Source organism: Paraburkholderia rhizosphaerae, from assembly GCF_004366595.1.
Lineage (GTDB): Bacteria > Pseudomonadota > Gammaproteobacteria > Burkholderiales > Burkholderiaceae > Paraburkholderia > Paraburkholderia rhizosphaerae.
The window spans coordinates 175,055-189,679 of sequence record NZ_SORE01000010.1; the positions used below are offsets into that span (position 1 = coordinate 175,055).

The window sequence follows — 14,625 nt, forward strand, 5'->3', positions numbered from 1 at the left end:
GAACCGCGACCCGATACGGCAGGCCCCAAACATCCGCATTGGTGCAACCTCGCGTACCCGCTACGTGCGGTCGCATTCATTGCACTGTCCAACTCCTCTAGAAAATGCGAATCCAATCGCCTACGCTGTAACGAGCCAGCTTTCCGGTGAGAGAGCCAGCCACGGTCTCCCATCCGTTGCACTGCAAAACAGTCGAATAGAGCAAGCAATGGTTTGAAACCGGACGCGTCCGCGTCCGGGCGGGTTACGCCATCGGGTATCCGGCATCGCTTAAGCGGAGCGGCGCCGGGCATTGATTCGCATGACGAAACCCGTGGGTGATAACAACCAAGGAGACACTCATGCATTCATCCCGCAATGCAGTAGCCGTGGTGTCCGTATCGCTTACGCTGGCCTTCGCGTCGAACTCCGCGTTCTGCGCGGATGAAGTGCAAGGTGGCGCGACGACGACCACCGCGCCGATGCCCACTGTGCAACCCGTCACGCAACAGCAACTCGATGCCGCGGCCGGCAATACGTCCGACTGGCTGCACCCGAACGGCTCATATACGCAGACCCGCTATTTTCCCGGCAAGCAGATCAATCGCACGAACGTGTCGAAGTTGAAGCCGGTGTTTATCTTCCAGACGGCGGTCAACGAGTCGATGGAAACCGCGCCGATCGTGTCGCACGGCGTGATGTTCATCACGACGTCGTTCAATCACGTCTATGCGGTCGACGCGGTGACCGGCAAGGAGTTCTGGCATTACAAGCACAAGATGGGACCGGTCACGACATTCTGTTGCGGGCCGAACAATCGCGGCGTCGCGATTTCAGGCGACCGGGTCTTTATGGGCACGCTCGATTCGAAGCTGGTCGCGCTCGATGCGAAGACCGGCAAGCTGTTATGGGAAACGCAGATCGCCGACCCCGAGCAGGGCTATTCGGAGACGATGGCGCCCACGGTTGTCGAAGACAAGGTGCTGATCGGCACGAACGGCGGCGAGTACGGTATTCGCGGCTTCGTGAAGGCGTTCGACGCGAAGGATGGTCATCTGCTGTGGACCTTCTACACGATTCCGGAGACCGGCCAGGAAGGCGTGTGGGCGACCGCTGACGCGACCGGCCGCGATATGAAGCGCGACATCGCGAAGGAAAAGCAGCAACTCGCGTCAAAAGGCGGCGACTTCTACAAGACGCTCGGCGGCGGCGTCTGGATGACACCCGCGGTCGACCGCAAAACGCGCACGGTGTACTTCGTGGTCGGCAACCCGTCACCGGACCTGTATGGCGCGATCCGGCCGGGAGACAACCTCTATACCGATTCGCTGGTCGCGGTCGATCTCGACTCCGGCGCGTACCGGTGGCACTCGCAATACGTTGCGCACGATGTGTGGGACCTCGATGCGGCAAGCCCGCCGATTCTCGTCGACGCGCGTGACAAGAACGGCCAGATGGTGCCGGCCGTGATCCACGGCGGCAAGACCGGGCACGTCTACGTAAACGACCGCGCAACCGGCAAGCTGATCCGCTTCTCGCAAGCCATGATTCCGCAGGAAGACATGTGGACGCTGCCGACCGAAGCCGGCGCGCGGATGCTGCCCGGCGCGAACGGTGGCGTGGAATGGTCGCCGATGGCGTTCGATCCGCAGACGCGTCTCGCATACGCGGCCAACCTGCACCAGCCGATGACCTACCAGGTCGCCGAAGTCGCGTACCCGGGCGGCAGCAAGCTGTGGCTCGGCGGCGCGTTCAAGACGATTCCATCCGAGCAGCAATGGGGCAAGCTGTCGGCGGTCAACGTCGACACCGGCAAGGTAGCGTGGGACGTCAAGACCGACCAGCCGCTGATCGGCGGCGTGCTTGCGACCGCGGGCGGCCTCGTATTCAACGGCGAGGGCAACGGCTACTTCCGTGCGTACGATGCATCGACGGGCAAGAAGCTGTGGGAGTTCCAGTGCGGTGCGGGCGTAAATGCGCCGGCGGTGTCGTATTCGGTAAATGGCAAGCAGTATGTCGCGGTCGCGGCGGGCGGCAATACGCAGCTCGACTTCAAACGCGGCAATACGGTCCTCGTATTTGCATTGCCGTGATGGTGCCGATGAAGGGCGGACCGGCTATCGCGGACGCGGTCGGGCGCTTGCCGTGGCGGCGCCGCGCCGGTGCCGCGTTGGTGCGGCTGGCACGGCTGACGTTCGCGTTTTGCGCGGTTGCGGCGCTGCCGACGCTCGCGCGTGCCGACGCCGAAACAGGCAAGGGCAAAGCGCAGGTCTGCGTCACTTGCCACGGACCGCTCGGCAATTCGACGAACCCGGGCTATCCAGTCCTTGCGGGTCAGACGCAGCGCTACCTGTACCTGCAACTGAAGGACTTCAAGGAAAACCGGCGCAGCGACCCGCAGATGTCGCCATTTGCCGCGACGCTGTCACGCGAAGACATGCAGGATCTGGCCGATTACTTTTCGCAACAGCGACCCGCGCCGGTCAAGGTCGACGCGGACGCGGCGAGTATCGACGCAGGCAAGCGCAAGGCGGCGGAGGTGTTGTGCACGATGTGTCATCTGGGCGGTTTTAGCGGCCAGAACGAAATACCACGCGTGGCGGGGCAATATCCTCAATACATTGCGAAGCAGTTGCGGGATTTCCGTTCGCACACGCGCACAAACGATGCCGGAAACATGACGAGCGTGACTCGCAATCTGTCGGATGACGATATTCGCAACCTGGCTGCTTACGTCGCGAGTCTGCAATAGCGATCGGACAGGTGAAGATCGACAGATCGACGGTCAGCCGAAGAGAGGGGACGCATCAGATGAGATTCTCGCGATGGACGATGTGCGCGGCCGCGTTGCTCGGCATCGGCGGCGTGCTGTCGATGCCTGCGCGCGCTGCCGACGACAGCGTGAACCAGCAATTGCTGAACGCGGCGCGCAGTGGCGACACGGGCGCGGTCGAAGCCGCGTTGAACCAGGGCGCGGTGATCGACTCGCGCAACCGGATCGGTGACACGCCATTGATTACCGCGTGCAAGAAGGGCTCGACCGCGCTGGCGCGCACGCTGATCGACCACGGTGCGAACGTGCGTCAGGCGGATGTGGCTGGCATCACGCCGCTGATGGCCGCGGCGTACGGTGGCGATACGGAAACGGTCGGTCTGCTGTTGTCGCACGGCGCGGATACCGGTGCGCAAGACCGGGTCGGCAAGACTGCGATGGAATATGCGGCGGGGCAAGGCAACACGGCTTCGGTCAAGCTGCTGCTGGACGCGGGTATGGATGTCAACCGCCGCTACAAGAACGATCTGACCGCACTGATGTGGGCTGCGGGTTACGACCGCGCGGAGACCGTCAAACTGTTGCTTGCGCGCGGCGCAGATCCATCGTTGCGCGACAACCGCGGCATGACGGCGATGGACATTGCCGCGCAAACTCACTCAGGTCAGGTGAGCGCGCTGTTGTCGCCGCATTAGCGGACGTGAGTGGCGAATGATCGGTCCACTGCGAGAACCGGGGGCGAGGCGCGAGCAACCGTGAGTCACAACCGCGAACCCGGCGCAAAGCCACCGCGGCCGCGCATCAACCGTTCGCGCCAACCGTAAACACCGCCACCGATCCACTCAACCGTGTCGCCTGCTCATCGAGCGAGCCGGACGCGGCCGCGGCCTGTTCGACAAGCGACGCGTTCTGCTGCGTCACTTCGTCGATCTGGCTGACCGCCTGATTCACCTGTTCGATGCCGCGCCCCTGTTCGTCCGAAGCGGTCGCGATTTCACCGATGATCGACGCGACCTGCCGGATCGCCTGTTGCACCTGAGCCGTCGTGCGCCCCACCTCCTCGGCCTGGCTCGACCCGGAACGAATCGTCGCGACCGAGCGTTCGATCAGCTCCTTGATTTCCCGCGCCGCGGTCGACGAACGTTGCGCGAGACTACGCACCTCCGACGCGACGACTGCAAAGCCCCGCCCCTGTTCGCCCGCTCGTGCCGCCTCGACCGCCGCGTTCAGCGCGAGGATATTGGTCTGGAACGCAATGCCTTCGATCAGCGACGTGATTTCCGCGATCTTCGCGGAGCTCGCCGCGATTTCGCTCATCGTGCCGACCATCCGCTCGACCGACTGATTGCCTTCATCGGAGATATGCGATGTGCTCAGCGCAAGCGAACTGGCCTGTTTCGCGTTATCCGCGTTCTGCTGCACGGTGGCCGTCAGTTGCGCGAGGCTCGCCGCGGTCTGCTGCAGTGACACGGCTTGCTCTTCGGTGCGCGTCGACAGATCGAGATTACCCGCGGCGATCTGCCTGGACGCGATGCCAACCGCGTCGCTCGAGCGCCGCACCTCGGCAACGACCTCCGCCATCCGCTCCAGCAACCGGTTCAGCGCGGCGGCCGTCCGCCCGATTTCGTCGATCCGCTCGACGCGCGCGTGCCGCGACAGATCGAGCGATTCGCTGACCTTTTGTAGCGTGTCCTGCAGACTGTTGAGCCCGTTGCCGATCAGCCGGTACAGGTGAGCGCCGAATGCGCCGGTCGCGATGATCGCGGCCGCGACGATCGCGATCATCCAGCCAAATACCGTCCTGAACTGCGCGGCGTTTTCATCGCGGATCGAACGGCTGAGCGCGATGTCGTAGTCGAGATGATCGTGCAGACCTTTATCGAGCGCGAGCGCGGCGGTGTGCACCGCGCCGCCGTCGTGCAGCATCGACAGCGCGCCGTCCCGGTCGCCGGCACGCAGTTTGTCGAAGTACTGGTTGCGCGCACTGCGGTACGCGTCCATATGCGCGCGATCCGCCGCGAGCATACGTGCGGCGGTTTCGTCGGCTGCTGCGTAGGACGTCAGGTCCGCATCGAAACGCTTGTCCGCATCCGCGATCAGCGCGGCGATATTGGCACGGCTAGCGTCGTCGATGCCGTCGACCACGTAACGGTACGCGTTCAGGCGCATGTCGGTGACATCGCCGACGGCGGTCGAAATCGATCGGAGGCCCGGAATCGTGCGCGTTTCAAGGCCGTCGATGCGCTGATTCGATGCATACAACTGTGCGAGTCCGTAACCGCCGACGAACACCAGCGCGACAAGCGCAACGGCGAGCGTGATCACAAGTCGTCGAACGATGGTCATGGCGTGCTGTCGAATCGAATCGCGGGTGCAAAGCGGGCTGTCGAAGACGCCGCACCCGATAGCCGCCCCGACGCCCTCGTTTACGGGCCGGCGGCAGCCAGCTTGAGCGCGTTTTGCGAAAAAGGCGCTGCCCGGCCCGTCGGACTTCGCACTGCAAGCGCCGGCTTCGCGCATCCGCCACGTCGGTATCTTTCAGATCACCTGGCGTTGCCCATCATTTCGCGCGCGCGACCCTCGCGCAGATTTCATTCTGTCAGCCGGAAGTGCTCTCACAAGCAACCATTGTCGGATGGGGCTAGGCTGCTCGAACGCTTGCGCGATTTTTCCTGCAACCAGCGGCACTCTCCCGAGACTTCCCATGCCCCCCCGCCGAGGACGCTCGATCGAAGTGGACTTTTTCCGCGGTGTCGTATTGATCGTCATCGCTCTGGATCACATTCCTGGCAGCGTGTTGTCGCATTTGATGCTGCACACATATGCGCTATGCGATTCGGCTGAAGTGTTCGTATGCCTCGGCGGCTACGCGTCCGCCGCCGCGTACGACGCGGTATTGGCCAAACGCGGCACACAGGCCGCGCGAAGTCGCTTTTTCAGGCGCAGCGTCGAGATTTACCGCGCGTATCTGCTGACGGCCGTGCTGACGCTGCTGTCCGGCGCGGTGCTCGCGCTGTTCCACCTGAACCGGCCAATGGTCGAGCTGACCGGCTGGCCTTCGTTTTCGGCGACTCCGCTGCGCGAGACGTTCGATATTGCCGTGCTGCGCCGGCAGCCGTATCTGTCGAGCGTGTTGCCGATGTATGTGCTATTTCCGCTGGCCGTGCCATTTATTGTGCCGCTCGCGCGGCGCTCGGCGAGCCTGGCACTTGCTTTGAGCATGGTGGTCTGGCTCGCGGCGCGGCCGCTCGCGGCACTGCTGCGGATCGACGACGTCGGCGATTGGGCTTTCAATCCGTTTGCATGGCAGTTGATGTTCGTGCTCGGTATTCTGTGCCGGGTGAGGCCGGTCGATGACGGCTTCCTTGCGACGAATACCGGGCGGTGGCTGACGCGCATCGCGCTCGCGGCCGCGCTCGGCTTTGCGACGGTCAAGCTGTTTATCCTCACGCAACCACTGCCCGGTCATCTGAAACAGAACCTGTCGACTGAACGTGTGATCAATTTCATTGCGATTGCCTGGCTCGCGGTCGTGCTGGTTCGGAGCGGCTTTATCGCGCGCCTCGCGCAACGTTTGCCCGGCATCGTGACGGTCGGACAAATGGGGCTTGTCTGTTTCGTCGGCGGCACGGTGATTTCGCTGGTCGTCGATACGGCGACTCCACGGGCGCTGCATGGCGTTGCGCACGATCTCGCTGCGTTCGCCGGCGACCTCGTCGCGATTATCGCGGTGCTGACGCTGGCGCGCGTATGGCGCGACTGGACGCGCAACGCAAGGCGCCCCGCGGTGCAAGGAGCCGACGTGTGACACGCGCGCGCGCGATGCCGCTTCACACCGCGCGCGCGTTCGCGCGCGCGGGCGTGCTGCTGCTCATCGTGGTAACCGGAATCGAAGGCTGCGCCGCGCAGACGGATAATGCGGCGCGGCAGACCGCACAGCAGACCGCTCAGCCCACCACCACACAACCAATCACACAGCCAATCACACAGCCAATCACACAGCCAACCGCACAAGCGGCGTCTGACACGACGTCGTTGCGCTGCGCCGAACTGACCGGCGTGCTCCTGCCGCCGAAAACCATCGCGTTGCCGACCAATGGCGTGCGTATCGATTCCGCGGCGTTGATTCCGGCGAGCGCCGCCGGTAACGAAGCAGGCGACTATTGCCGGATCACCGGCAGCATCAAGGGGCTGAAGGCCGGCACGTCCGACATCCGCTTCGATCTGAATCTCCCGCGGAACTGGAATGGCCGCGCGCTGCAACTCGGCGGCGGCGGATACAACGGCGTGGTGGTGAGTGGCCTCGGCACGATGCCGTTCTCGCCGGAGCATGCGCCGCTCGCGGAAGGCTATGCGACCTTCGGCGACGATTCGGGGCACGTCGGCAATTCATCGATGGCGGCGTTCGGACTGAACGACGAAGCGGTGATCAACTTCGGCTACGCGCATCTGAAGAAAACCCGGGATGCCGCGGTCGAACTGATCACGCGCGCGTATGGCCGCAAGCCCGACAAGGTCTACTTTGCCGGCGGCTCGACCGGCGGCCGCGAGGGCTACACGGTGATGCAGCGCTTTGCGGACGACTACGATGGCGTGATCGCCGATTCGCCAGCGCTTAACTTCACCGGCGTGCGGCTGATTGGCGTGAAGATCGGCGAAGCCGAATACCGGACGCCAGGCGGCTACGTACCGCCGATGCTGCTCGAACGCGTGTATCAGCGCTCGCTTGCGGTATGCGACAAGCTCGATGGCGCAGCGGACGGCATCGTCAGCGATGTGCGCGCATGCCGCAAACGCGAAGCCGAAGTGATCGACGCGTTACGCTGCCCGCCGCGCGCGCAGCCGAACCGTCACGCGAACCTGCATACCTCGCGCGATAACGCAGACGGCAGCGCACCAGGCAACTCACCGCGCGCCGCACACGACGCACACGACGCACACGACGCACACGACGCACACGACGCACACGACGCACACGACGACTCATGCCTCACCAATACGCAACTCGCGACCCTCTTCGTGTTACGCGACGGCTTGACGCTCCCGTACGAGCTCGCATGGAACGTCGGCGGCTACCATGGCTATAACGTATTCGAAGGCACGCGTCTGACTGGCGGGCTCGGACTCGGGCACGAGCCCGAGCGCGGGCCGGCGCCGACCTTCGCGACCAACGGTTACCTGTTCACGCAAGGCGACGGCTATCTGCGTTACTTCATCGCGCAGGACGCGTCGTTCGATTCGCTCGGCTTCGACGTGCAGCATCCGGGCCGCTACGAATCGCAACTCGTCGAACTGTCGGAGACGATCGGCGCGATGAATCCGGACCTGACGCGCTATATCGGGCGCGGCGGCAAGCTGATCACGTTGCAAGGACTCGCCGACGAAGTGATCAGCCCGAACCAGACAATCGCATACCGCGATGCGCTCGTCGCGCGTTACGGACAGGCGCGTGTCGACTCGTTCATGCGGCTCTACATGGTGCCAGGCTATCAGCATGGCAGCGGCGTCTTCGTGCCGTCGGTCGATCTGCTCACCGCGCTCGACAACTGGGTCACGCATGGCGTGTCACCGGAAACGCTGATGGCCACCGATATCGCCGCGGCCACCAATGGCCGCACGCGGCCGCTGTGCCGGTACCCGTTGTACCCACGCTATCTCGGCAAGGGCGACATGAATCGCGCGAGCAGCTTCGTCTGCGCGCAGCCCTGATTCCGCCGCCTTCAATTTGCCCGCGATTCGCGGCTCACCTGTACTATTGGTTGCTCACACAATCGGTTCATCGAAACGCCGCCACCGTTGCGCGGACTCGGTAACGATTGCCCATAGGGTGCGCGCAAACGATTTGCGCGAAAGTAAATCAAGCAATACTTACTTGTTGTCCTTCCCGGAGAGTCCATGAACAAACCGAAAGGCGGCGCTCTAGTCGAGGTGCTGACGCAGCAACGCGATACCTTATTGAGCGACTGGCTGAATCAGCATTTGTCGATTGCACTGCGCCGAGGCTTGACGACCGAAGCAGAAATGTCGGATCAGTTCCGCAATTTCCTGAACGTGTTTGTCGACACGTTGACGAACGCGGAGACGTTCGACGCGAGCCGCCCCGAGTGGGAGCCAGTGCGTACGTTTCTCGCGGACATGTCCGGGCTTCGCGCGCGGCAAGGCTTTACGCCGGTGGAAACCGCGACCTTCGTGTTTTCGCTGAAGGCGCCGCTTTACGCGCGGCTGCGCCACGCGTTGAACGACAATCCCGCGGCGCTCGCCGAAACCAGCTGGGCCGTGAATCTGCTGCTCGACGCGCTCGGCCTCTACACGACCGAAGTGTTCCAGCGCAGCCGCGAGTCGATCATCCTGCGCCAGAGAGAAGAACTGCTCGAACTGTCGACGCCGGTCGTGCAACTGTGGGAAGACATTCTTGCGCTGCCGCTGATCGGCACGCTCGATTCCGCGCGCACGCAGGTAGTGATGGAAAGCCTGCTGCAGAAAATCGTCGACACGGGCGCGTCGATTGCGATTATCGATATCACCGGCGTGCCGACGGTCGACACGCTCGTCGCGCAGCATCTGCTCAAGACGGTGGCTGCCGCGCGGCTGATGGGCGCCGATTGCATCATTAGCGGAATTCGCCCGCAGATTGCGCAGACCATCGTGCATCTGGGTGTCGATCTCACCAACGTGACGACCAAAGCGACGCTCGCCGATGCGTTTGTCGTTGCACTGCAACGTACCGGTTCGAGCGTCGCGGCAGTGCGCGGCGCGAACTGAGCCGAGGGGCGCTGCCATGGACCGCATTCCGATTTTGCGGATGGGCGACTGCCTGATCGTGTCGATTCAGGTGGATATGCACGATCGCCTCGCGCTTGCGCTGCAAGACGACCTGACCGCGCGCATTGTCAAAGATTCAGCGAAGGGCGTGCTGATCGACATCTCCGCGCTCGATATCGTCGATTCATTTATCGGCCGGATGATCAGTAACACAGCGGCGATGGCGACCGTGCTCGATGCGGAAACGGTCGTGGTCGGCATGCAGCCGTCGGTGGCGATCACGCTGGTCGAACTCGGCCTGACGCTGACCGGCGTACGCACCGCGCTCAATGTCGAGCGCGGCATGGCGCTGCTGCGGCAGCGCCGCCGTTGATCTCGGATCGACCCGCTTATGGATCCAACCGGCATCACGGTGACGTCGACGATGGAGATCGGTGTGCGCTCGGACCAGGAAATTGTCCGGCTGCGGCAGATCGTTCGCGATCAGGCGATCGCGCAAGGCTTCTCGCTCGTCGATCAGACGAAGTTCGTCACGGCCGCAAGCGAGCTGGCACGCAATACGCTGTTGTATGGCGGCGGCGGGGACGCGCATCTGAATGTGATCGTCAACGGCACGCGCAAAGGACTGAGGCTGACCTTTGTCGATCGCGGCGCTGGCATCGCGGATATCGAGCGCGCATTGCAGGACGGTTTTACAAGCGGTTCGGGGCTCGGCCTCGGACTCGGCGGCGCGCGCCGTCTGTCCGACGAGTTCGAGATTCAGTCTGAACCGGGTAAGGGCACCACGGTCACGATCACGAAATGGAAATATCGTTGAACGGTTTGCGAGGCATGCATGCGTCGTTCGAGATTGCCGACGCGAGCAGTGTCGCGTTTGCGCGCCGCGGCGCGAGCGATGCGGCGCAAAGGTGCGCGTTGAGCGAAACCGACATGGGTCGGCTGGCGCTGATCGTCACCGAGGCGGCCACCAATATCCTGAAGCATGCGCAGCACGGTGAGCTGCTGGTTCGGGAGCTGCCGCCATTGCCGGCGTCGCGCGATGGCGCCGCACCGCCAGGCGGCACTTGCGGTGTCGAAGTGCTGGCAATCGATCGCGGGCCCGGCATTGCAGATGTACACGCTGCATTCGACGACGGCCGTTCAACGGCCGGTACGCCCGGCACCGGTCTCGGTGCGATCCGGCGGCTGTCGGAGCAGATGTCGATCTATTCGCAGCCGCAGTTGGGCACGATTGTGCGCGCGACCGTGCGCGGCCACGCGCCGGGTGGGGCCGACACGCGCAGCGCGCCGCCGTCGGCGTCGGGCACCGATATCGGCGGAGTCTGCGTGCCGTATCCGGGCGAAATGGTGTGCGGCGACGCGTGGGGTGTCGAAGCCGATCAGCATGGGTTGACGGTAACAGTCGCCGATGGCCTCGGTCACGGACCGGACGCGCATGTGGCCGCCGCGGGCGCGGTGCACGCGGTGCATCGCCGCGCGGGCCGCTCGCCCGCGGCGCTGATGCAGTACGCACACGACGCGCTGCGCCCGACGCGCGGCGCCGCAGTCGCGATTGCGCGCGTCGATCTCGCGCGCTCGCAGCTGTCGTTTGCGGGCACCGGCAATATTGCCGCATCGGTGTCGGGCGCGGGCCGCCCGGCGCTTGTCTCCGGCGCACGAGCGGGCACGATGCCACTCGTCGCCGCGCCGTCCCACAGCGAGCGCAGCCACTGGCAACTGACATCGCGCAACGGCATCGTCGGCCACACGATGCGCGATGCGCAGGAATTCGAAGTGCCGTGGACGCGCAATGCAATGCTGATCCTGCATTCCGATGGCATCGGCACGCGCTGGGACCTGGCTGCTTATCCCGGCCTGCATCTACAGCCCGCGGTGATGATCGCGGCGGTGCTATATCGTGACTTCGCGCGCCACCGCGACGATGCAACCGTGGTGGTGGTGAAAGCAGACCAGGGAGTACATTTCACGCATGGCAACGCAGATACTACGAATCCGCCTCGAGACTGAAGAGGACGTGGTGGCGGCGCGCCGCCGGGCGCGCGGCATCGCGGCCGGCTTCGGCTTTTCGCCGCTCGATCAGACGCGCATTGCGAGCGCGGTGTCCGAGATTGCGCGCAATGCGTTCGAGTATGCAAATGCAGGCGAAGTGATCTTCGCGATAGACGCGCATGCGAAGCCGCAGGTATTTCTGATCGATGTACGCGACCGCGGACCCGGCATTCGCGATCTGGAATCGGTGCTCGACGGCACCTACCGGTCGCCGACCGGTATGGGCCGCGGCATTGCTGGCAGCCGGCGGCTGATGGATCGTTGCACGATCGAGTCTTCAGAGGCCGGTACGACGGTATCGATGGCGCGCGTGTTGCCGACGGAGCGCGACGAGATCGCGCCAGTCGGCATCGACGCGATCGTCAACGCATTGATGCAGGAGCCGGCGCGGCCGCGCGCGGCGGCGGCGCCATCCGACGCGGCGATGCGCGATTCGCTCGACGAAATGCAGGAGCAAAACCGCGAACTGCTGTCCACACTGAACGAGCTGCGCGACCGCCAGGACGAGCTGACGCGGCTCACGCAGGAGCTCGAAGCGACCAACCGCGGCGTCGTTGCGCTCTACGCGGAACTCGACGAACGCGCCGACGAGCTGCGCCGCGCCGACACGCTGAAAACCCGCTTCCTGTCGAATATGAGCCATGAGTTGCGCACGCCGCTCAGTTCGATCCGCGCGCTGACGAATCTGCTGCTCAACCGGCTCGACGGCGAGCTCAGTGGTGAACAGGAACGCCAGGTGCTACTGATTCGCAAGTCCGCGGAAGATCTCACCGAAATCGTCAACGACCTGCTCGATCTGGCAAAGATCGAAGCCGGCAGAACCGACGTGTTGCCGACGTCGTTCAAGCCGTCCGGGCTCTTTGCGGCACTGCGCACGATGCTGACGCCGCTGCTGGCCGATCCGGCGGTACGGCTGATTTTCGAGGAGACAGAAGGACTACCGGCGATCTTCACCGACGAAGCAAAGCTCACACAGATACTGCGTAATTTTGTCTCGAACGCGCTGAAATTTACCGAGCGCGGCGAGATCCGCGTCGGCGCGCGGCTCGAGCCGGACGGCGAGCACATCACGTTTACGGTCGCGGATACCGGCATCGGCATCGCGGAGGAGCACCAGCAAGTGATATTCGAAGAATTCGGGCAAGTGCAAAGTCATTTGCAACAGCGGGTGAAAGGCACCGGGCTCGGCTTGCCGCTGTGCCGCAAGCTCGCCGCGCTGCTCGGCGGGTACGTCGGCGTCGACAGCCGCTTCGGCGTCGGCTCGACCTTTTATGCGACGCTGCCGGTGCAACTCGTGCCGGTGGCCGACGCCGGCGAACTCGCTGGCGAGGACGCCGGGTTGCGCGTTGCAGAAGGGGCGCAAGTCGCGGCTCGCGGGGACCGCGCATGAGTGCCGCTGCCCCCCTTGTTCTGAACGTCGACGACAACGACGGCGCCCGCTACGCGAAAACGCGCGTGCTGGTGCATGCGGGCTTCGACGTGATCGAAGCGGCGACCGGCCAGGGCGCGCTCGACCAGGTGCGCGCGCGCCGGCCCGCGCTCGTGCTGCTCGATGTGAAACTGCCCGATATCAACGGCATCGAGGTGTGCTCGCGCATCAAGCATGACCCGCTGACGCGCTCGACGCTCGTGCTGCAAACATCGGCCGCCGCGGTGCAATCGCTCGACAAGGTTCGCGCACTCGACGGCGGCGCCGATAGTTACCTGACTGAACCGATCGAGCCCGCCGAACTGGTGGCGAACGTGCGCGCGCTGTTGCGCCTGCATCGCGCGGAAGAGGCGCTGCGCGATGCGGACCGCCGCAAGGACCAGTTCCTCGCGACGCTCGCGCACGAACTGCGCAATCCGCTCGCGCCGATCCGCAACGCGGTCGAACTGATGGACCCGAAATACAACGCGGCCGACGCGATCGTGCGCGACGCGCGGATGATTGCGCGCCGCCAGGTCGAGCATCTGAGCCGGCTCGTCGACGACCTGCTCGATGTGTCGCGTATCACGCACGGCAAGATCGCGCTGCGGATGGAAACCGTCGATATCGCGTCGGCGGTTGCGACCGCGGTCGAAACGAATCAGCCGTCGATCGAGCGCAAACATCACACGCTGCGGGTGAATGTGCCGGCTACGCCGTGCGCGATTCGCGGCGACCCGATCCGCGTCGCGCAGGTGATCGGCAATCTGCTGTCGAATGCGGCGAAGTACACGCCGGACGGTGGCGCGATCGGGCTCGACGTGCGCGTGGTCGATGGGTCGGTGGCGATTCGCATCACCGACAACGGCATCGGCATTCCGCCCGCGGAACTGGGCGACGTGTTCAATCTGTTCATGCAGTCGGCCGATTCGCTGTCGCACTCCGAGGGCGGCCTCGGCATCGGGCTGTCGCTGGCGCGTACGCTCACCGAATTGCACGGCGGCTCGATCGAAGCGCGTTCCGAAGGCATCGGCCGCGGCTGCGAGTTCGTCGTGCGGCTGCCGCTCGCGGTGACGCCGCAGTACCCGGCCGCGGCCGAGAACGAGTCGGCGGCCGCTGCGCCGCAGTCGGCGAGGCGCGTGATGATCGTTGACGATAGCGTCGACGGCGCGGAATCGATGTCGGTGCTGCTCGACATGCTCGGCCATCAAGTGTGTGTGATGTACGACGGCGCGTCGGCGCTGGCGGCGGCGCCTGAATTCAAACCGGAAGTCGTGATCCTCGACATCGGCCTGCCCGACCTCGACGGCTACCAGGTTGCCCGCGCGCTGCGCGCGCAACCGGCCACCGCTGGCGCGCTGCTGATCGCGCTGACCGGTTACGGCCAGGAAAGCGACCGGCAGCGCACGCGCGCGGCGGGCTTCGATCACCATCTGGTGAAGCCAGCGTCGCTCGAAGACATCGAGCGTGTGATTGCGGCGGATGGCGCGAACGGGCAGCCACGCAACCCCGGTTTCGAACTGCGTACTGATCCGGCCAGTTGAGTTGGCGGATGAACCGAACGGCGAGCCGACGGCTGAGCGGCCGGACGCGTCGCTGAAAAGAAAGGAGCTCCGCACGCGCGGTCTGTGACGCGCGCTGCCGGAAGCACGCG

Annotated in this window: 12 protein-coding genes; 11 read left to right on the plus strand and 1 reads right to left on the minus strand. The window is 64.5% G+C overall.

Annotation, left to right across the window (positions count from 1 at the left end):
- The first annotated feature begins 341 nt into the window (after nucleotides 1-341).
- From BX592_RS15270 to BX592_RS15280, 3 genes are all read left to right on the plus strand, one after another.
- Complete coding sequence (locus BX592_RS15270; RefSeq protein ID WP_134192659.1) at nucleotides 342-2,072, plus strand: pyrroloquinoline quinone-dependent dehydrogenase; 1,731 nt, start codon at nucleotides 342-344, stop codon at nucleotides 2,070-2,072.
- A gap of 8 nt (nucleotides 2,073-2,080) precedes the next feature.
- A complete protein-coding gene (locus BX592_RS15275) occupies nucleotides 2,081-2,731 on the plus strand; it encodes a c-type cytochrome (RefSeq protein ID WP_134192724.1) in 651 nt (216 codons plus the stop codon).
- Between the two features lie 122 nt (nucleotides 2,732-2,853).
- Nucleotides 2,854-3,447: an ankyrin repeat domain-containing protein gene (locus tag BX592_RS15280; RefSeq protein ID WP_134192725.1), complete on the plus strand. Its 594-nt coding sequence runs from the start codon at nucleotides 2,854-2,856 to the stop codon at nucleotides 3,445-3,447.
- Nucleotides 3,448-3,553: 106 nt separating this feature from the next.
- Here BX592_RS15280 and BX592_RS15285 read toward each other — a convergent pair whose 3' ends face one another.
- Complete coding sequence (locus BX592_RS15285) at nucleotides 3,554-5,098, minus strand: methyl-accepting chemotaxis protein (RefSeq protein ID WP_134192660.1); 1,545 nt, start codon at nucleotides 5,096-5,098, stop codon at nucleotides 3,554-3,556.
- 358 nt (nucleotides 5,099-5,456) lie between these two features.
- Between BX592_RS15285 and BX592_RS15290 the strand changes: the two genes are divergently transcribed.
- The 8 genes from BX592_RS15290 to BX592_RS15325 all read left to right on the plus strand — a co-directional run bounded on the left by BX592_RS15290 (nucleotide 5,457) and on the right by BX592_RS15325 (nucleotide 14,515).
- Nucleotides 5,457-6,560 carry an OpgC domain-containing protein gene (locus tag BX592_RS15290; RefSeq protein WP_134192661.1) on the plus strand — a complete coding sequence of 368 codons (1,104 nt, stop codon included), beginning with the start codon at nucleotides 5,457-5,459 and terminating at the stop codon, nucleotides 6,558-6,560.
- On the plus strand, nucleotides 6,503-8,461 hold the full coding sequence (locus BX592_RS15295) for a tannase/feruloyl esterase family alpha/beta hydrolase (protein ID WP_377681557.1): 1,959 nt from the start codon (nucleotides 6,503-6,505) through the stop codon (nucleotides 8,459-8,461). The genes BX592_RS15290 and BX592_RS15295 overlap by 58 nt, the downstream gene beginning before the upstream one ends.
- Before the next feature lie 186 nt (nucleotides 8,462-8,647).
- Nucleotides 8,648-9,514 (plus strand): STAS domain-containing protein, encoded by an 867-nt coding sequence (locus BX592_RS15300; RefSeq protein WP_134192662.1) that lies wholly within the window; start codon nucleotides 8,648-8,650, stop codon nucleotides 9,512-9,514.
- Nucleotides 9,515-9,530: 16 nt separating this feature from the next.
- Complete coding sequence (locus BX592_RS15305; protein ID WP_134192663.1) at nucleotides 9,531-9,887, plus strand: STAS domain-containing protein; 357 nt, start codon at nucleotides 9,531-9,533, stop codon at nucleotides 9,885-9,887.
- 18 nt (nucleotides 9,888-9,905) lie between these two features.
- On the plus strand, nucleotides 9,906-10,331 hold the full coding sequence (locus tag BX592_RS15310; RefSeq protein WP_134192664.1) for an anti-sigma regulatory factor: 426 nt from the start codon (nucleotides 9,906-9,908) through the stop codon (nucleotides 10,329-10,331).
- The gene (locus tag BX592_RS15315; RefSeq protein ID WP_134192665.1) at nucleotides 10,316-11,521 is read left to right on the plus strand and encodes an ATP-binding protein; all 1,206 of its coding nucleotides are present in this window, start codon (nucleotides 10,316-10,318) and stop codon (nucleotides 11,519-11,521) included. Before BX592_RS15310 ends, BX592_RS15315 begins: the two co-directional genes overlap by 16 nt.
- Nucleotides 11,484-12,953 carry an ATP-binding protein gene (locus BX592_RS15320; RefSeq protein ID WP_134192666.1) on the plus strand — a complete coding sequence of 490 codons (1,470 nt, stop codon included), beginning with the start codon at nucleotides 11,484-11,486 and terminating at the stop codon, nucleotides 12,951-12,953. Before BX592_RS15315 ends, BX592_RS15320 begins: the two co-directional genes overlap by 38 nt.
- Complete coding sequence (locus BX592_RS15325; RefSeq protein WP_134192667.1) at nucleotides 12,950-14,515, plus strand: response regulator; 1,566 nt, start codon at nucleotides 12,950-12,952, stop codon at nucleotides 14,513-14,515. The genes BX592_RS15320 and BX592_RS15325 overlap by 4 nt, the downstream gene beginning before the upstream one ends.
- The last annotated feature ends 110 nt before the right edge of the window (nucleotides 14,516-14,625 follow it).